The organism is Salinicola halophilus, assembly GCF_003206155.1.
GTDB lineage: Bacteria > Pseudomonadota > Gammaproteobacteria > Pseudomonadales > Halomonadaceae > Salinicola > Salinicola halophilus.
Window position 1 is genome coordinate 1354664 of record NZ_PZJV01000001.1, and the last position, 18651, is coordinate 1373314.

At 63.2% G+C, this 18651-nt stretch carries 13 protein-coding genes; 2 read left to right on the forward strand and 11 right to left on the reverse strand.

Annotated elements, in window-relative coordinates; all coding sequences use genetic code 11:
• Nucleotides 1–528: 528 nt before the first annotated feature.
• The 4 genes from DOM33_RS16155 to guaB form a co-directional block, all read right to left on the reverse strand.
• Nucleotides 529–999 (reverse strand): hypothetical protein, encoded by a 471-nt coding sequence (locus DOM33_RS16155; protein ID WP_162617916.1) that lies wholly within the window; start codon nucleotides 997–999, stop codon nucleotides 529–531.
• Complete coding sequence (locus DOM33_RS06135; protein ID WP_110666767.1) at nucleotides 996–1889, reverse strand: DUF4747 family protein; 894 nt, start codon at nucleotides 1887–1889, stop codon at nucleotides 996–998. Before DOM33_RS06135 ends, DOM33_RS16155 begins: the two co-directional genes overlap by 4 nt.
• Nucleotides 1890–2009: 120 nt before the next feature.
• A complete protein-coding gene (gene guaA, locus DOM33_RS06140; RefSeq protein ID WP_110666769.1) occupies nucleotides 2010–3584 on the reverse strand; it encodes a glutamine-hydrolyzing GMP synthase in 1575 nt (524 codons plus the stop codon).
• Nucleotides 3585–3919: 335 nt separating this feature from the next.
• Nucleotides 3920–5389, reverse strand: a complete 1470-nt coding sequence (gene guaB, locus DOM33_RS06145; RefSeq protein ID WP_110666771.1) for an IMP dehydrogenase — start codon at nucleotides 5387–5389, stop codon at nucleotides 3920–3922.
• A gap of 194 nt (nucleotides 5390–5583) precedes the next feature.
• Between guaB and xseA the strand changes: the two genes are divergently transcribed.
• On the forward strand, nucleotides 5584–6975 hold the full coding sequence (xseA, locus tag DOM33_RS06150; RefSeq protein ID WP_110666773.1) for an exodeoxyribonuclease VII large subunit: 1392 nt from the start codon (nucleotides 5584–5586) through the stop codon (nucleotides 6973–6975).
• 178 nt (nucleotides 6976–7153) lie between these two features.
• Here xseA and glrR read toward each other — a convergent pair whose 3' ends face one another.
• The 6 genes from glrR to DOM33_RS06180 all read right to left on the reverse strand — a co-directional run bounded on the left by glrR (nucleotide 7154) and on the right by DOM33_RS06180 (nucleotide 15140).
• Nucleotides 7154–8530 carry a two-component system response regulator GlrR gene (gene glrR / locus DOM33_RS06155; RefSeq protein WP_110666775.1) on the reverse strand — a complete coding sequence of 459 codons (1377 nt, stop codon included), beginning with the start codon at nucleotides 8528–8530 and terminating at the stop codon, nucleotides 7154–7156.
• 228 nt (nucleotides 8531–8758) lie between these two features.
• On the reverse strand, nucleotides 8759–9307 hold the full coding sequence (locus tag DOM33_RS06160; RefSeq protein ID WP_110666776.1) for a hypothetical protein: 549 nt from the start codon (nucleotides 9305–9307) through the stop codon (nucleotides 8759–8761).
• Nucleotides 9308–9311: 4 nt separating this feature from the next.
• Nucleotides 9312–10865, reverse strand: coding sequence for a sensor histidine kinase (locus DOM33_RS06165; protein ID WP_239495274.1), 1554 nt, complete (start codon nucleotides 10863–10865; stop codon nucleotides 9312–9314).
• Between the two features lie 798 nt (nucleotides 10866–11663).
• The gene (gene argA / locus DOM33_RS06170; protein WP_110666779.1) at nucleotides 11664–12974 is read right to left on the reverse strand and encodes an amino-acid N-acetyltransferase; all 1311 of its coding nucleotides are present in this window, start codon (nucleotides 12972–12974) and stop codon (nucleotides 11664–11666) included.
• Between the two features lie 146 nt (nucleotides 12975–13120).
• Nucleotides 13121–14389 (reverse strand): inorganic phosphate transporter, encoded by a 1269-nt coding sequence (locus DOM33_RS06175; protein WP_110666781.1) that lies wholly within the window; start codon nucleotides 14387–14389, stop codon nucleotides 13121–13123.
• A 70-nt stretch (nucleotides 14390–14459) separates the two neighbouring features.
• Nucleotides 14460–15140 (reverse strand): TIGR00153 family protein, encoded by a 681-nt coding sequence (locus tag DOM33_RS06180; RefSeq protein WP_110666783.1) that lies wholly within the window; start codon nucleotides 15138–15140, stop codon nucleotides 14460–14462.
• 138 nt (nucleotides 15141–15278) lie between these two features.
• Between DOM33_RS06180 and DOM33_RS06185 the strand changes: the two genes are divergently transcribed.
• A complete protein-coding gene (locus DOM33_RS06185; protein WP_162617917.1) occupies nucleotides 15279–16166 on the forward strand; it encodes a CYTH domain-containing protein in 888 nt (295 codons plus the stop codon).
• Nucleotides 16167–16217: 51 nt separating this feature from the next.
• Here the strand turns inward: DOM33_RS06185 and DOM33_RS06190 are convergent, their stop codons facing one another.
• The gene (locus DOM33_RS06190; protein WP_110666787.1) at nucleotides 16218–18173 is read right to left on the reverse strand and encodes a GGDEF domain-containing phosphodiesterase; all 1956 of its coding nucleotides are present in this window, start codon (nucleotides 18171–18173) and stop codon (nucleotides 16218–16220) included.
• Nucleotides 18174–18651 lie beyond the last annotated feature (478 nt).

The window sequence follows — 18651 nt, forward strand, 5'->3', positions numbered from 1 at the left end:
AGGGGCAGAGGGGCAACGGCGCCATGCTGCTGGTGATTGAGCGGTAGGGAAAGGGACCGATCATGAACATCGGCTCCGTCGTTGCACTGCAGTCCGTGCCCACTGCCGCGACCTAACGTGGCACCAAGTTAGTCTTCCGCGCGATCTCCGATGGGTTGCGTCAGGAGACATCGAACTTTCACGGGACCTGCGTCAACCCCGATAAAGCAAGAAACGAGACCAGTTAGTTCGCCATCACGATGAGAGCGAATCCACCTCGATTAAATTCCGAATAACTGCATTTAGGATTAACCCTAACACCCATTTCAAAAAATAATCACCCTATCATACTGGCACCGGTAAAACATAAAACCTTACTCTAAAAGAGCAACCAACAACCACCTCAAGCATAAAAACATGCTAAAGGCAAAAAAACTCGCCTAAAGATCTTTAAAAGACAATTACCATTAACCCAATCCACCCCCTTAAATTATAATTATTACAGCAAATTATAAATATCTAAGGAGCTAAAGAGAATGATAAAAATAGCTATAACTGGGTCGCAAGAATCTTTCTAATCGTAAGCTCAGCCAAAAAAAGAGTTGTTATAACAACCAAAGGAACTGCTAAATAACATAGAAAGAGAAAACCTTTTATAGCATTAGACATTGGAATAAAATCGATAAAAATACAAAAACTAGTAACGCATGCCACCAAGCATAAAAGAACAGACCAATAGACCCTAAACTCTAATGCCCAATAATACTCCCAGCCGCATAAAATTTTATTTTCATTATCATTACTCGGGTACAGAACTCTCTTGCCTAGAGCGTAGCTGGAAATCAAAATTGCGATCGGGAGTACGGTGAAAAAATACCCTGACTCTTTTTTACCAGAAACGGCTCCCCATAGATTTAGAAAAAATTCCCTGTTTTCCCCATACCACCAAAAAGCTAGCAAAAAAAACAGAAATTCTCCGGACACAAAAACAACCTTTAGGCAGTCCAGAACCCGTTTCATGAGTGCCTCATATGCCGTTGGCTTTTTATTTCCTCAAAAACACCTGCGGCTTTCTTGTATAATCCGAAGGGATCTGGGTCACGAGGAAAAGTAAAGTTCATAGTCGTCTCCGACGTTTTTATGGTCACAATTTTATCCCCCCTCTTACCTCTTATTACACCCTTACCATATCCATCCACGGCCATTAGAATTGCCGCATCTCCTATCGGTAAAGTTTCTGATAGAGGTGAGCTCGCTTCCTCATCGACAAGCATTCTCTCCATGTGCTGAGCTAACTCTGTATTGATGGGTTGAGCTGGCGCCCCATCCTCCTCTATTTTCATACGATCTGTTTTCCTACTAACCAAGTAATTTTTCAGGTTCTCCCATAAAGGTCCAAACATTGGATTAGGCGGCGAGACAGTTGAGGATATAAAGTAAATATTATCTAACGCTTTTACTTTCTTGGTGAAAGACTCGATATCCGACACAGCTTCAACTGAGCAATTTGACAATATCTGAAAATGCGATGCATTAACAACTGAACTCCACCTTGACATAAAGGTCTCATAACTTATCTGTCCAGCCACATGTAGGAACGCCAATCCCTGATGATCAGGAATGTAAACAAAAGGGCTCGAAGCAATTGTCATATTCGGCTCCCGCTGCCGAACTTCTCGCCTAGCTTCAGGGTCTACCACAGTCACTTCCGCATCTGGATCGTACTTAACTAAGCGACCAAAAAAATACGTCGCACTCCCATCAGATAGTTCTTCAACATCCAAAAATGTCCATGAACTACCATACGTAGTGAACGACTCCGAAGAGCGAAGAGCAGACTTAATGTGCTCAGTTTCAAGCGCACCTGTTTTTATCACCCTTCCCAGATAATAAGTTCCGTTTCGTGCCATTCACCCCCCTTCCAAGCTAACGATTTCTTCTCCTAACTGTGGCATTATGCAACAAAAAAGCCCGCACGGTGGCGGGCTAATATCTCAAATAGTTGTAAGAAATTTCTTACAACTTAAACTTCACTCCCACTCAATCGTCGCGGGCGGTTTGCTGCTGACGTCGTAGGTCACGCGCGATACGCCGCTGATCTCGTTGATGATGCGACCGGAGACCTTCTCCAGCAGCTCGTACGGCAGGTGCGCCCAGCGGGCGGTCATGAAGTCGATGGTCTCGACGGCGCGGATGGCGATGACCCATTCGTAGCGGCGGCCGTCACCGACGACGCCAACCGATTTCACCGGCAGGAAGACGGCGAACGCCTGGCTGGTCTTGTGGTACCAGTCGAAGTTGTGCAGCTCTTCGATGAAGATGGCGTCGGCTTCCCGCAGGATGTCGGCGTACTCTTTCTTCACTTCACCCAGAATGCGCACGCCGAGGCCCGGCCCCGGGAAGGGGTGACGGTAGACCATGTCGTACGGCAGGCCGAGTTCGAGGCCGAGCTTGCGCACTTCGTCCTTGAACAGTTCCCGCAGCGGTTCGACCAGCTTGAGCTTCATGGTCTCCGGCAGGCCGCCCACGTTGTGGTGCGACTTGATCACGTGTGCCTTGCCGGTCTTGCTGGCGGCGGATTCGATCACGTCCGGGTAGATGGTGCCCTGGGCGAGGAAGTCGACGCCGTCGATTTTGGCGGCTTCGCGGTCGAACACGTCAATGAAGGTGTTGCCGATGATCTTGCGCTTGGCCTCGGGGTCGTTCTCCCCTTCCAGCTTGCCGAGGAACTCGTCTTCGGCGTCGACACGGATGACGCGCACGCCCATGTGCTGGGCGAAGGTGTCCATGACCTGCTCGCCTTCGTCCTTGCGCAGCAGGCCGTTGTCGACGAAGACGCAGGTGAGCTGATCGCCGATCGCCTTGTGCAGCAGCGCGGCGACGACAGAGGAGTCCACGCCGCCGGAGAGACCCAGCAGTACGTGGCGGTCGCCGACCTGTTCACGCACGCGCTCGGCGAGGTCTTCGATGATCTTCGCCGGCGTCCAGAGCGTCTCGCAGCCGCAGATCTCGAGCACGAAACGCTCGAGAATCCGCTGGCCCTGGGTCGTGTGGGTCACTTCCGGGTGGAACTGCACCGCGTAGAGGCGCTTCTCCGCCCAGCTCATGGCGGCGATGGGGCAGCTCGGGGTGGAAGCGGTCACTTCGAACGCCTTGGGCACGCGGGCGACCTTGTCGCCGTGGCTCATCCAGACGTCGAGCAGGGCGTCGCCGCGCTCGCCGATGTGGTCCTTGATGCCGCCGAGCAGGTCGTCTTCCGCCGCCACGCTGATCTGGGCATAGCCGAACTCGCGCTTGTCGGAGCCTTCGGTGGCGCCGCCAAGCTGCTCCGCCATCACCTGCATGCCGTAGCAGATGCCGAAGACCGGCAGGCCCATCTCGAACACGCACTGCGGCGCGCGCGGGGAGTCCAGCTCGGCCACCGACTCCGGCCCACCGGAGAGGATGATGCCGTTGGGGTTGTATTCGCGGATCTCGTCTTCGGTGATGTCGAAGGCGCGCACTTCGGAGTAGACGCCGAGCTCACGCACGCGGCGAGCGATCAGCTGCGTGTACTGGGAGCCGAAGTCGAGAATCAGGATCTTGTGCGAATGGATGTCGGTCATCGGATGGGCCCTGAGATGTAGTGCTTAAACAAGCAGCGGCGCTTGCAGACTCAGCCTGAAAAGTGACTGTGCTTGTCCATACGGCGTTGAAAATTGTCTCAAGATGCTCATTTACATTTGTAAACTCCGCTCTTTCTTCAATTTTCGCCTTGCCTGGACTTCGCTCGTCAACGTTTCAGACGGAGCCTGGGCGCCGCTGATGAAGCCGGAAATGGCTAGAAACTGATTCCATGGCCGAGCCCATACAAGATGAACTCAACCATGGAAATAAACCCTTCGAGCGATGCTCAGGCGAGCCGACGTTCAACAAAGCCCGAGCGAGCGCAGCGGGTTCATTACGCCCCGCGATAGTTCGGCGCTTCCTTCGTGATCTGCACGTCGTGCACGTGGGACTCGGTGATCCCGGCGCCGGTGATCTTCACGAACTCCGGCAGCGTGCGCATCTCGTTGATGTCGTGGCAGCCGGTGTAGCCCATGGAGGCGCGCAGGCCGCCCATCATCTGGTGGACGATGGCGCTCATCTGGCCCTTGTAGGCGACGCGCCCTTCGATCCCTTCCGGCACCAGCTTCTCGACGCCCTCTTCCTTGCTCTGGAAGTAGCGATCCGAGGAGCCCTGGGTCTGGGACATCGCGCCCATGGAGCCCATGCCGCGGTAGGCCTTGTAGGTCCGGCCCTGGAACAGCTCGACTTCGCCCGGGGACTCTTCGGTGCCGGCGAGCATGCTGCCGAGCATCACGGTGCTGGCCCCGGCGACGATCGCCTTGGCGATATCCCCGGAGTAGCGGATGCCGCCGTCGGCGATCAGCGGGATGTCGAACGGCTCGAGCGCTTCGGCGACGTTGGCCACGGCGCTGATCTGCAGCACGCCGACGCCGGTGACGACGCGGGTGGTGCAGATGGAGCCGGGGCCGATGCCGACCTTGACCGCGTCCGCGCCGGCTTCGGCCAGCGCGACGGCGGCTTCACCGGTGGCGATGTTGCCGCCGATCACCTGCAGTTCCGGGTAGTGCTCCTTCACCCAGCGCACGCGGTCGATGACGCCCTTGGAGTGACCGTGGGCGGTATCGACGACGAGCACGTCGACACCGGCCTCGACCAGCGCGGCGATGCGATCCGGCGTCTCGGCGCCGGTCCCCACGGCGGCGCCGGCGAGCAGGCGACCATCGGCATCCTTGGCGGCCATCGGATAGGTGCGGGCCTTCTCGATGTCACGCACGGTGACCAGACCGCGCAGATGGAAGTCCTTGTCGACGACGAGGATCTTCTCGATGCGGTTCTCCTGCAGCTTCGACTTGATCACGTCGAGGCTGGTGCCCTCGAGCACGGTGACCAGCTTCTCGCGCGGGGTCATGATCGCTTCGACGCTGTCGCTGTGGTCCGGCTGGAAGCGCATGTCGCGGCCGGTGACAATGCCCACCAGCGCTTCGCCCTCGACGACCGGGAAGCCGGAGTAGCCGTATTCCTGGGCCATCTCCAGCAGATCCTGCAGCTTGGCGTTGGGCCCGACGGTGACCGGGTCCTTGACGATGACGCTCTCGTGCTTCTTGACCTTGCGAACTTCGGCCGCCTGCTGGTTGATCGACATGCTCTTGTGGATGATGCCGATACCGCCCTCCTGCGCCATGGCGATCGCCAGACGGGCTTCGGTGACGGTGTCCATGGCGGACGAGAGCAGCGGGATGTTCAGCGTGAGCTTGCGGGTCAGGCGGGATCTCAGGTCGACGTCTCTGGGCAGGACATCCGAGTAGCGGGGTACGAGTAATACGTCGTCGAACGTAAGAGCTTCTTGCGCTATACGTAGCATGGTCGGAAACCCAATCTGGCAGGTGGTGAGGGACCGGTGGCAGCATCCGCGGGAAGCCGGTTAGGCGGGATACGGCTCGGCGGGTGGTGCGAAAAGTTAATCGCGCATTATAGACATTTGGCGACACCCGCTCAACGCCGAAGCCAGCGCGCATGTTACGCTGCCACCCTTTCGTGACCGTCTCGAGACCTCCCATGCCCGCCCCCACGCCCCAGGCGATCTCCGTCAGCGACCTCAACCGTCAGGCCCGCCAGATGCTGGAGCGCGGCTTCGGCGACTGCTGGGTCGAGGGTGAAATCTCGGGACTGGCGCGCCCCGCCTCCGGCCATATCTACTTTTCGCTGAAAGACGCCAAGGCGCAGCTGAAGTGCGCTTTCTTCCGCAACCGTGCGGGGCTGTCGCGCACGCCGCTGAAGGATGGCGACCACATCAAGGTGCGCGGCCGCGTCTCGATCTTCGAGCCGCGGGGCGACTATCAGCTGATCGTCGAGGCGGTGCAGCCGAGCGGCGAAGGCGAGCTGATGGCGGCCTACGAGCGGCTGAAGCAGACGCTACAGGCCGAGGGGGCCTTCGCCAACGCACGCCCCCTGCCCTACCCGCCGCGACACCTGGCGCTGATCACCTCCCCCACCGGCGCGGCGATTCGCGACGTGCTCGCGGTGCTGCGGGCGCGCTGGCCGATGGTTCGCGTGAGCGTCTTCCCGGTGCCGGTGCAGGGCCGGGAGGCGCCGCCGGCGCTGATTCGCGCGCTGGCGCTGGTCAATCGACAGGCGCGGAACGATTCGGCGGGAAACGACGCCACGGGAGCCGAGCCGGAAAGAGTGGACAGCGACCCGTTCGACGCCATTCTCATCACCCGCGGCGGGGGTAGCCTTGAAGACCTGTGGGCCTTCAACGACGAGCATCTGGCGCGGGCGATCTTCCGCTCGGCGCTGCCAGTGATGGCTGCCATCGGCCACGAGGTGGACCACACCCTGGCGGAGTTCGCCGCCGACGTGCGCGCGCCGACGCCGTCGGCGGCGGCGGAACGGCTGGTGCCGGACCGCCGCGACCTCACCGCGAGCCTCGAGCAGGTCCGCGCACGGCTGACGCGAGCGTGGCAGGCGCGGGCCAACGCCGAGTCGCAGCGGCTCGATCACCTGCGTGCCCGGCTGCGCCATCCCGGCGAGCGTCTCGCCCAGCAGCGCCGGCACCTCGAGACACTGGAGCAGCGCCTGATCGGCGCGATGCAGCGCAGGCTGGCCGGCGAGCGCCAGCGTTTGAGTACTGTCGAGCAGCGTTTCACTCGCCACGATCCGGCGCGCACGCTCGCCCGCACCCGGGCGCAGGTGGCCGATCTCCAAACGCGGCTCGAGGCCGCCCAGCGTCGCCAGCTGCAGCAGGCGCGCCAGCGGCTGGAAGCCAGCGCGCGGGAACTCAATGCCGTCAGCCCGCTGGCGGTGCTCGGCCGCGGCTATGCCATCGTTCAGGATGACGGCGGTCAGGTGATTCGTGCCGCCAGTCAGACCCACCCCGGCCAGACGCTCACCGCCCGCCTCGGCGACGGGCGACTCAAGCTCGAGGTGAAGCGTCGCCTGAAGCGCTAGACGCTAGAACGCTGACGCCGTGACCGTTGACACACGAAAGCCCCCGCCGGTGAAGACCGACGGGGGCTTTTGGCTTTCATACCGTGTGCGCTTTCACACCGGGTTCGCTTTCACACGATGCCCACTTTCACATCGCGCTCGCCGGGCGGCACCAAACCTCGTTGGCAACGCCCCTGAATCAGAGCAAGTTCACGGCGGCCCCGGGCTTGAAGGTGCTGGGGTCGAGGTCGTGGCGCGACAGCAGCTTGTAAAAGTCGGTGCGGTTGCGTCCGGCGATGCGCGCGGCCTGGGTCACGTTGCCCTCGGTGATCTTGAGCACCTTGACCAGATAGCTGCGCTCGAACCCGGCTCGCGCCTCGCTGAACGACGGCAGCGCGTTCTCCTCGGCGACCAGTGCCTGAGAGACCAGCGCCTCCGGAATCATCGGCGTGCTGGTCAGCGCCACGCACTGCTCCACCACGTTGACCAGCTGGCGCACGTTACCCGGCCAGGCGCTGGCGGCGAGCAGATTGAGCGCGTCCGGCGAGAAGCCCTTCACGAACGGCTTATGCCGGGCGGCGACCTGCGACACCATGTGCTTGGCGAGCAGCGGGACGTCCTCGGCGCGCTCCTTCAGCGGCGGCAGGCGCAGGTTGACCACGTTGAGGCGGTAGTAGAGATCCTCGCGGAAGTCGCCCTCGTGCATGGCGCGGTCGAGATCGCGATGGGTCGCGGAGATGATGCGCACGTCGATGGGCACGGATTGCGTGCTGCCGAGTGGGCGGATCTGACGCTCCTGCAGGGCGCGCAGCAGTTTCACCTGCAGCGTCAGCGGCATGTCGCCGATCTCGTCGAGAAACAGCGTGCCGCCGTCGGCGGCGAGAAAGAGCCCGTCGTGCTGGTTGATCGCGCCGGTGAAGGCACCGCGGGCGTGACCGAACAGCTCGCTCTCCAGCAGCTGCTCCGGCAGCGCGCCGCAGTTGATCGCCACGAACGGCTTGTCGGCACGGGGGCTCGCCTGGTGCATGGCGTTGGCCAGCAGCTCCTTGCCGGTACCGCTCGGGCCGGTCACCAGCACGCTGACGTCGGAGGCGGCGACCATGTAGGCCTGCTCGAGAATCCGCTCCATCTGCGGGCTGCGGGTGATGATCTTGGAGCGCCACAGTTCGCCGCCCTCGCCCCGCGGGCTCGGCGCCTGTGCCAGCGCCTCGTCGATGGCATCGAAGAGTTCGTCGCGATCGATCGGCTTGGTCAGAAAACTGAACACGCCCTGACGTGTCGCGCTCACCGCTTCGGGGATCGACCCGTGAGCGGTAAGAATGATCACCGGCAGCCCCGGCGCCCGGCGCTGCAGCTCATGGAACAGCGTCAGGCCGTCCATTTCGTCCATGCGCAGATCCGAGAGCACGAGATCCGGCACGCTGTCGACCATGAGGTTGAGCGCCTCGCGCCCGCTCTCCGCGGTGGTGACCTGGAATCCGCGACTCTCGAGGCGCATGCCGAGCAGCTTGAGCAGGCTGGTGTCGTCGTCGACCAGCAGAATGTGCGCCGCCCCGACGGACTGGCCCGGCTGCATCGCCGGCGTTCTGACCGCTCGGCGAGACGTTGGCGTGTGAGAAGTTGGTGTATGAGAAGTTGGCGTATTCGGTGACATCGTTTCGGTCCCTCTAGCCATCGTCGGGCAGCGCCCGGGCGCCGTAGCTGGCGCCTCGCATCGACCGCCAGGGCCACTCGGCCTCTGCGGCGACGGGATGGCGGTTACGTTGACGTACGCGTCGATCGTTCACTCGCGTGCGTTGATCGTTCATTCACGTGCGTTGATCGTTCGTTCGATATCGGTCAGCGCTTCGAGCTTGTCCGATACCGCCTGGAGCTCGTCTTTGAGCTGCTGATTCTCGCGCGCCAGCGCCTGGGCGCGGTCGTCGTTGGCCGTTGCTGTCGCCGGCGGCGCCGAAGGGGTCTGGCGCTGAAGCCGGCGCCGCGCTTCCAGCGCGTTGAGCCACTGGCGCAGCAGCGGCTGCAGCCGAGGCGGCGCGGACTCGATACTCGCCTTGTAGAGCTCGGACGCCTGCGCCCACTGGGCAGGACCGCCCTCGGCGAGCACGACGGCACGCGCCGCCTTGCGCTCGGGCTGATCTCCCTCGAGGGCGCGAAGATGCGTCCGGCGCCACATCGTGTCGCCGCGCTGGGACTCGAGGCCGAAGGCGACCCAGGAATCCAGCAGACAGACGTTGTCGGCGAAACGGGGAATCTCGCCGCAGCCCCGCGGCGGGTTCAGATCGGGCAGCGATTGACAGCCGGTGATCGCCGCCACTATCGCGAGGGTCAGCGCCGCTCTCGTTATCCCTTTCATTGCATTACCCAAACCCTGTGCTGTGTATGTCGTCTCGTTCGAGGGTAATCGACTCGGCGCCCTCATGATGTTGGCGTCGATGGGGCGAGCTTGGTGCCTCTACCCAGGGCAGCGTCAGCCGAAAGCACACGGGCAGCTCGGCGTCGTCGACCAGGGCGAGATCGCCCCCCTGCAGCCGGGCGCAATCGGCGGCAACCGAGAGGCCGATACCGGAGCCTTTCAGCGGCCCCTTGCGGCGCGCGCTGCCCTGGTAGAACGGCTTGAACAGATGTTCGCGATCGTGCTGCGCGATGGCCTCGCCGCTGTTCGCGACATCCAGCGAGACCTGGTCTCGGCAAGGCGCCAGACGCACGATCAGCCTGCCGCTGTCATCGCCGTAGGCAATCGCGTTGGAGATGAGGTTGTCGATGATCCGCGCGGTACGCTCGCGATCCGCCTGCCACTGGCAGGGCTGATGCGGGCTTACGACCGCCATGCCCTTGTTGTCGAGCGCCAGGCGATGATCGGCCAGAACCTCCTGCACCACGGCGGCGAAATCGAACTGCGACACGCTCATGCGCTGTGCGCTCTGCAGCAGGTTGTAGTCGAGCAGCTGCTCGATCAAGGTCTGCAGCTTCTGACCGTTGTCGTCGATCAGGCCGAGAATCTCGTCCTGCCGGCCATTGAGATCGCCGGCGATGCGATCCGACAGCAGCGCCGTTCCTTCGCGGATGCTCGCCAGCGGCGTCTTGAGCTCGTGAGACATGTGGCGCAGGAATTCGCGCTTCTGCGCTTCCAGTTCGTTGAGCCGATTGGCGAGCCAGTCAAGCCGCTCGCCGAGATACACCAGCTCGGCGGGCCCCTGAATACGCCCCACGGGTTCGCCCCGCTCGCTCCCCCCCAGGGTGAAGATGCGTCGCTCCAGCTGGCGAATCGGCCGAGTGATCAGCCAGGTAAAGAAGAGCATCAGCATCAGGCTCGCCGACACCAGGGCGGCGGTCTGCATCCAGAGCTGGGCCCGCACGGTGTCGGCCCGCTCACGGATGGCGTTGATCCGCGCGTCGATCAGATCGTTGGTCTGGTCGCGCACGGCATCGGCCTTGGCGCCGAACGTCGTGAAACGATCGAGAAACGGCGCCATCGCCTCCGTCGGCATGACCGGCAGATTCTCGAGCGACCGGTAACGCGAGACCAGCGACCGGTAGTCCGGGTCGTCGCCCATCAGCGCTTCGTGCTGGGCGAGCAGCTTGCCGAACTGGGTCGATTTGGCCTCGTAGATATCGCGAAGCCCCGGCTCTTCGATGACGGCGTACTGACGCGCGCTGCGCTCCATCTGCAGCGCCAGCGAACTCAGCATGCGGGCACGGCGCGTCTCTTCCACGGCCTGGCGGGCGCTCTGATTGGCCAGCGCCGAGAGTTCGGACAGCGCCTCGCCGGCCTGAAACATCAGCACGGCGATCGGCAGCATGACGACGGCGAAGGCCAGCATTACCAGTTGCATCAACGAGCGCGGGCGCCAGCGTCGGGAGAGCTCGGTGGACATGACAATGACTCTGGGCAGAAAGCCGATGGGGCTCATGGGTCGATCCGCAAGAATAACATTTAATCACCGAGCCCATTTTCGCTGACGATCAGGCAAAAAAATGGGCCGGCAGAGCCGGCCCAAGGTACGCAGGGAACTGAAGGGTCAGTCAAAACGCCCTTGAAAAACTGCCTGAATCAGCTGTTCGAAGGCGTTCCATCGGGCCCGAAGGCCCCCGAAGCCAAGCGTCGACGTCTGCCAATCAGGGGCCGTCTTCGCTTGTGGCGATCGCTCGCCTGCCTCGGTTCCTGCCGGGCGGGGTCAGCTGGCTGCCCCCGCCCGGTTTCGATTCGTCTCTGGACTCGATACCGCCAACCATCGAAACGTTACGATGACGGCGAATCGGTCGAGGGAAGGCATCCATGCCAGAGCATCCATGCCCTACGGTGTATCTCCATGCCCAGAGGGCCACACCCGTCTCATCGCAACCTAAGTCGCCTATCGCGTGAAGCGCAGACTGTCACGCTCTCGAAACCCTGAGTCTCGGCAAGCGTCACTGGGACCATGGCCCCGTCTGCTTTCGATGAATCTTATAGCCAACGTCGTGCCAGAAAAGTAAATATCTATCGATTTCAGCAGTTTATAGAGACAGAAAACCAGCGCCGCCAGCATTTTCATGCCAAGGATGGGAATAGCGCTGGCGAACACGCGTCGAAGTGTCGCCGATGACTGACACCTTCTTACGCCCGTACTGGAAATGCCTTTCATGACAACGACTTAGACTGTATTAAAAATGCAACAATTCCGCTTAGCGTGGTCAAACGGACTGCATTCGAAACAGCCAAACGAGGTTCTCTAGAGGGTTTTCACCAGGATCTTGGAGCGCCTGGCCTGGTTGTACGCTTCCCGCTTGAGCGCGGGCAGCGCATCGAGTTCGCCTGCGCCAAAGCCGCGCTCGAAGAACCAGTGCGTGGTGTGCGTCGTGAGCGCGAAGAGCCGCGTCAGTCCGCCGCGGCGGGCGCGGCGTTCGATCTCCGCGAGAAGGGTTTCGCCCCGCGTGCCACGGCGGTAATCGTCATGCACGGCGAGGCAGGCGAGTTCGCCCATGGCGCTGTCGGCATAGCGGTGCAGCGCGGCACAGCCGATGACCATGCCGTCACGCTCGATCACGATGTAGTCGTCGATATCGTGCTCGAGCCGCTCCCGGGTGCGCGAAACCAGCATGCCGCTGCGCTCCAGCGGCTGAAGCAGCGCCAACAGCCCGCCGACGTCGTCGAGCACTGCCTGGCGCAGCTGCTCGTAGCGATTCTGGGTGATCATGGTGCCCACGCCGTCGCGGGTGAAAAGCTCGCCGAGCAGCGCGTCGTGATCGTGCCAGGAGAGCAGGTGCGTGCGCTCGACACCGTGGCGCGCCGCCTCGCAGGCGGCACCGAGATGCCGCCACTGCTCGCTGCCCGCCTCCGCCTGGGCTCTGAGCGTCTCTGCCTCGCTCGGCGAGAGCTGGCGCTGGAGCTGCCCGTCATCGTCGAGCAGCCCGGCGGAATCGCCCATCAGCACGAGCTTGTCCGCCCCCAGCGAAATTGCCACGTGCTGGGCGATCTCGGAGGCGTCGAGATCGAAGACTTCGCCGGTACGCGAATAGCCGAGCGGCGGCAGCAGCACCAGATTGCCGCCGTCGAGCAACGTCTGAATGGCCGGTGCCCGCACCCGGCGAACCTCGCCGCTGTGGTCGAAGTCGACCCCGGCACGCACGCCGAGCGGTTTGGCGGTGACCAGGTTGCCCGAGACGGCGGTGAGCTCGATGCCGTGCAGCGGCGTGTTGGGCAGTCCCAGCGACAGCTTGGCCTCGAGATCGAGGCGTTGGCGGGCAGCGATCCGCTCGACGTGGTCCATGATCTCGCGGGTCGCCACCCAGCGGCCGTCGAGACGATGCGGCATGACGCCGTCGGCCTCAAGCGCAGCACTCACTTGCGGACGAATGCCGTAGACCACCACCAGCCGCACGCCGAGGGTATGCAGCAGCGCCATGTCCTGCAGCAGCTGATCCGCACGGGACGAGGCCATCGCCTCGCCTTCGATCAGGATGACGAACGTCTTGCCGCGGTGGGCATTGATGTAGGGCGAGGAGTTACGGAACCAGTCGACGAAGGGAAAGCGCGAGTCCAATGCAGTGACGCTCCGGCAGGTGCATGGCTGAGTGGGGCCATCACTATACCAGAGCGTCGCTGAACCAGAGTGTCGCGCGGGGCAGCGTCGCGCCCCAGTCCGGCGACTGTGTCACGTACTGCGCGACAGCCGCCGGGGCGAGAAGACTAGCTGAACATGCCCTTGAGCATGAAGAAGAAAGCAATGGAGAGCAGCGCGCCGGCGGGCAGCGTCACCAGCCACGAAAGCACGATCGAGCCCAACACCCGCAGATTGAGTGCTGCCATACCGCGGGCGAGCCCCACGCCGAGCACCGCGCCGACCAGCGTGTGCGTCGTGGAGATCGGCAGCCCCGTGCCCGAGGCGAACACCACCGTCGAGGCCGCCGACAGCGTAGCGGCGAAGCCGCGGCTCGGCGTCAGCTCGGTGATACCGGTGCCGACCGTCGCGATCACCTTGTGGCCATAGGTCACGAGACCCACGACGATGCCGCCGCCACCGAGCACCAGTACCCACCACGGCATCGACGCGGAGCCGCCGACACTGCCGGCGCTCTCCACCACGCTGATCACCGCCGCCAGCGGGCCCACCGCGTTGGCCACGTCGTTGGAGCCGTGGGCGAAGGCCATGGCGCAGGCGGTGAACATCATCAGCACGCCGAAGATCCGCTCGACGCTCGAGAAGTCGTAGTTGCTGCGCGACCGGCGATCGCCACGGTTGATGCGGTTCTCGAGCAGCAGCCCCATCATCATGATGACGACGCCGAACGCCACCGCCAGCAGCAAACTCTCGCCGAAGCTCAGATGCAGGCCCACGTGGGAGAGACCCTTGACCAGCGTCACCATCGAGACGATGAAGCCGACGAGAAAGATGTAGCCCGGCACGTAGCGCTTGGCAGCGGCGAAAGGATCGGGGCTGTCGAAGATCAGCACCTGCACCGAGCGGAACAGCACATAGGCGAAGACCCCGGCGATCAGCGGTGAGGTCACCCAGCTCAGCGCGATCGTGCCCACTGCTCCCCAGTGCACCGAGCCCACGCCGAGCCCGGCGATGGCGAAGCCGACGATCGCGCCGACGATGGAGTGCGTGGTGGAGACCGGCCAGCCCTTGAGCGAAGCGACCATCAGCCAGGAACCGGCCGCCAGCAGCGAGGCGAGCATGCCGTAGACCAGAAGCTCCGGATTGCTCTGCAAGAGCTCGGGATCGATGATCCCCTTGCGAATGGTCTCGGTCACCTCGCCGCCGGCAAGCCAGGCACCGAGGAATTCGAAGATCACCGCAATGATGATCGCCTGCTTGATCGTGATCGCCTTGGACCCCACGGAGGTCCCCATGGCGTTGGCGACGTCGTTGGCCCCGACTCCCCAGGCCATGAAGAAGCCGAAGGCACAGGCGAGGATGATGAAGACATCACCGTATTGCGCAATGATGGACATAGGCTGATTTCGCTAAAGTGGCGTGACGAAGGCGTAAGATCTTGCGGCGTAACGAAGAGCGGCCCGCGGTTCAGCGGGCCGTGAGGATCTGCAGGCGGCTGCCGACGCGCTCGGCGCGATCGGAAAGCTCGCCGACCCACTCGATGATCTTGTAGAGAAAGATGACATCGACCGGGGGCAGCTCGGACTCGAGCTGGAAGAGCTGGCGCCGGATGGCGATCTGCTGCTCGTCGGCCTGGTGTTCGAGATCGTGGAGTTCGCGAATCAGGGTTTGCATCACATCGGAGACGTTGCGACCGAAACCGGACTCCAGCAGGTCTTCGAGCTCTTCCAGTGCCTTGCGTGCCTGATCCACCGTCGCCACCGCGGTGCGCAGGTAGTCCCGCATCGGCTCGGCCAGCGACTCGGGAATGTTCATGGTGCGCCCGAGCATGATGCCGGTGATGTCGCGGGCCTTGTTGGCGATCTTGTCCTGCACGCTGATCAGCTCGAGAAGATCCGAGCGCGATACCGGCAGAAACATGGTGTTGGGCAGGTTCAGGCGCAGCTGCGTCTTGAGCTCGTCGGCATCGTGCTCGAGCTGGGTGATCGTTTCCCGGTGTCGCCGCGCCGCCTCCCAGTCGCCGCCGAGCGCAGCGTCGAAGAACGGCAGAAGCTCGGCCGCGCACTCGCTGGTCTTGACGATATGCGCCAGCAGCGGCTGGAAAGGAGAACGTCCAAACAGTGCAGAGAACGGATTGGTACTCACCATGACGTGGCCCGAATGCGTTGAAAGTGGCGGCGCCAGTATAATGACTGGACCCTAGCCCGTCATGAAAAATTCATGTTGGCGCCGGCGCCCGCCGTACAGCGCCGTCGCCAACGCACGCCCGTTCCTCCAGGAGTTTCCATGAGCCAAGAGATCGAACTCAAACTGGCCCTCGATGCCGACGCGCCGGCCGTGCTCGAGGCCCACCCTGCCCTGCTCGACTGCCGACGCGAACGGCTCACCCTCGGCAACCGCTACTACGACACGCCCGAGGGCGAACTCGAGTCCGCAAGGGTCGCCCTGCGAATCCGCCAGAACGGCACGCAGCGTCTGCAGACCCTCAAGACCGCCGCCGCGAGCCAGGGCGGGCTCTCCAGCCGGGGCGAATGGGAGTGGTCGCTCGACGACCGCGAGTGCAACGCGGCCGGCCTCGACGTCGCCGGGCTGCGCGAGCTCGACCTGCCGGCACTGGCGGGTATCGATCTCGACCGCCTCGCACCGGTGTTTTCGACCGACTTCACCCGCGACCTCTGGCACTACCACGACCCCGCGACGAAAGCCGAAATCGAGATCGCACTCGACCGCGGCACGATCGCTGTCGACGATCGCCGGCTGACGATTCAGGAGCTCGAGCTGGAATTGAAATCCGGCCAGCCGGCGGCGCTCTGGCAACTGACGCACGCCCTGGGTAGCGGCGAGACACCGCTTGCCGCCCGGCCCGCCAATCACAGCAAGGCGAGTCGGGCGGCGGCACTGCGTCGAGGCTGGGCGGCACCGGCGCCCTTGCCCGACCCGACGCTGGATGACGTCATCGATGCCGTGGACGCCTGGCAGGATAGCGGCGAGCCGCGCTGGCGGGAGGCCGCCGTCGAGCGCCTTGCTGCCATTCGCGGCGTCCGGCGTGTCGACCGGTACGCAACCAGCGATGCAGCGAGCGCGGCGCTCGACGCGATCGCCGAGGCGCTCGCCGCGGGTCGAATTCCCTGGCAGGCGAGCGCCTGGCTGGCGCTCTATCGATCGGCGGAATGATGGCGCACACCGAGGGTGATCGAGGATTCCTACACCAGGCGTGACGAGAGACTAGCGTGCTGGGGCACTCGCCGACGGCGGGCGCAAAACGCCACCGGACGGTTGCGAAGGCGGGTGCGGCGACGGCGGCATGAAGGTCTTGATGAGCTCGGCGAAAGCCATCGGCCGAGCGTAGTAGTAGCCCTGAATGTCGCCGGCCTGCCACTCGCAGAGCAGGTCGAGCGTCTCGCGATCCTCGACGCCCTCGACCACCACGTCGTATTCGAGACGCTGACAGAGCGCCACCACCGCTGCGAGCACGTGACGCTTGCGCGGTGACTCGGTGACCCCGAGCACTAGCTCCCGGTCGATCTTGACCGTATCCAGCGGCATCGAGGTGAGCTGCGCGAGCGACGAGTAGCCGCTTCCGAAGTCGTCGAGCGCGACGCGTACCCCCGCCGCCCTCAGCCGTTCGAGAATGCGCAGCGCCTTGGCCGGCTCACTCAGAACGGCGGTCTCCGTGACTTCGATCTGCAGGCGATGATGCGCCACTCCCTCGCGCTCGCAGCGATCCACGATCGACTCGATCAGCGCCGGGTCGAGCAGCTGACGCGTCGAGAGGTTCACGCTGAGCAGGAAATCGTTGCCGAATCGCTCGGCCGCCGCCGGATCCTTGAGCAGTTTGAGCGCCTGGTCCATCAGCATTTCCCAGAGCGGAGTGATCAGCCCGGTACGCTCGGCAACCTCGATGAACGCCGCCGGCGCCACCAGCCCGTCGATGGGATCCTGCAGGCGCATCAACGCCTCGACGCCCTGCACCCGTCCGCTCGAGGCCTCGATGATCGGCTGTAGAAAGCAGCGCACGCCGCGAGTCGCCAGGGCGCCACGAATGATCTGCTCCGCCCGGCTGTTGGCCCGCTCCCACTGACGCAGCGCCTCGCTGTAATAGCGCCGGGCACCGGTATCCGACGACCGGGCGCTGGCCAGCGCCAGGCGAGCCTGATGGCGCCACTCGTCGACGGTGATCGACTCCTGGGGATTGAGGATCGCCACGCCACTGATGTGCGAAAGCCAGACCAGCTGGCCCTCGATCTCCACTGGCTGGGCCAGCAGCGTCTCGAGCGGTTCCAGCAGTCCTTCGAGGGCCAGCACCTCCGCGGTTTCGAAGATGATCGCGAACGTGTGCTCGGGGAGCGCTATCAGCTTGACGTGAGGCGGCAGCTGTCGGCGCAGGCGCTGGACCAGCGAGCGCAGCGCTTTCACGGCGCCTTCCACTGCCACACCGTCGAACAGCGACACCACGTTGAGCAGCTGGAACTTTACCAGTGACATCGCCCGCCGAGGCGACGCCGTCAGACACTCGTTCAACAGCAGGTTCAGGTAGTCGCCATTGGGCAAGCCGGTCAGCGGATCGCTCAGGCGCTGCTCGGTGGTATCGGTCTGCGTGCCGGCCATGCGTACGGCTCGGCCCTGCTCGTCGCGCTGACACAGGCCGCGACAGAGCATCATTCGCCAGGTGCCGCGGGCATCGCGAATGCGATATTCGACGTTGACGCTAACGCTCAGGCCATCGAGATGACGATAGAGCGCTCGCTCGACGGCCTCGCGATCCTCCGTGTGGATCAACGACAGCCAGTCGTCGATCGGCTTCGAGGCTTCCGGCCGTGCCAGCCCCAGCATGCTCGACCAGCGGGCGGAGAGCGTCACCATGCCGCTTTCCAGATCCCACTCCCAGATGCCGTCGCTGGTCGCCGTCAGCACCAGATCGAGGCGCTGCGTGCGCTCGACCACGCGAGCCTCGAGCTGGCGATGCGAATCGCCGAGATCGCTCAGCGTGCGCCTGGCGGTCTCGAGTAGAGAGTTGTTGAGCTGTGCCAGTTTCTGGATCGCGGTCTCCTCGCTGTCGACCTGAACGTGGAAGTCGAAAGTGCCGTCCGCCGCCTGCCGGAGCTGGGCACTGATGACGTCGATCTGGTCGATCAGATGACGCTCGCGCTCGCTGCGGCTCTCGCTGTCATTCAGGCGCATGGGGAGGGTCCGGTGAGTTGCTGGGTGCCGCGACGACGACCGGTGTCGCGGCGACCAAGCGAAGTTGTCGGCGGCCGGGAGGCCGCGCTCGAAGCGTCGGTACCGGTCCGATGGCCGCACGGGGCCATACCGGCTTGCTTTGCGGTGCTCGCCACCGCATCCTCGCCATAGTCCGCTTCGGTGCGGTCGATCAGTACGCGCTGGATCTGTCCGATCATGGCACTTACCTTTTAACAGTCACGCGTGACACGTTGTCTCATGCGCAGGAATCTCGTTGACTGACGCCGGACGATTCGTCGACTTGCGGCTCGTTCGGCCTGGAAACATCGTTCCCTCGACCCTGCCCGTTTCTACGTGCGACGCCATCGACTGGATGCGGATCGATACGGCGATCTGTTCCAGAATCATCGGCGAGGACCGCCAGAAGTTTAGCGCTCGACTGCCTGCGTGCGATCGTCCCCCCCGTTCACAATCGACA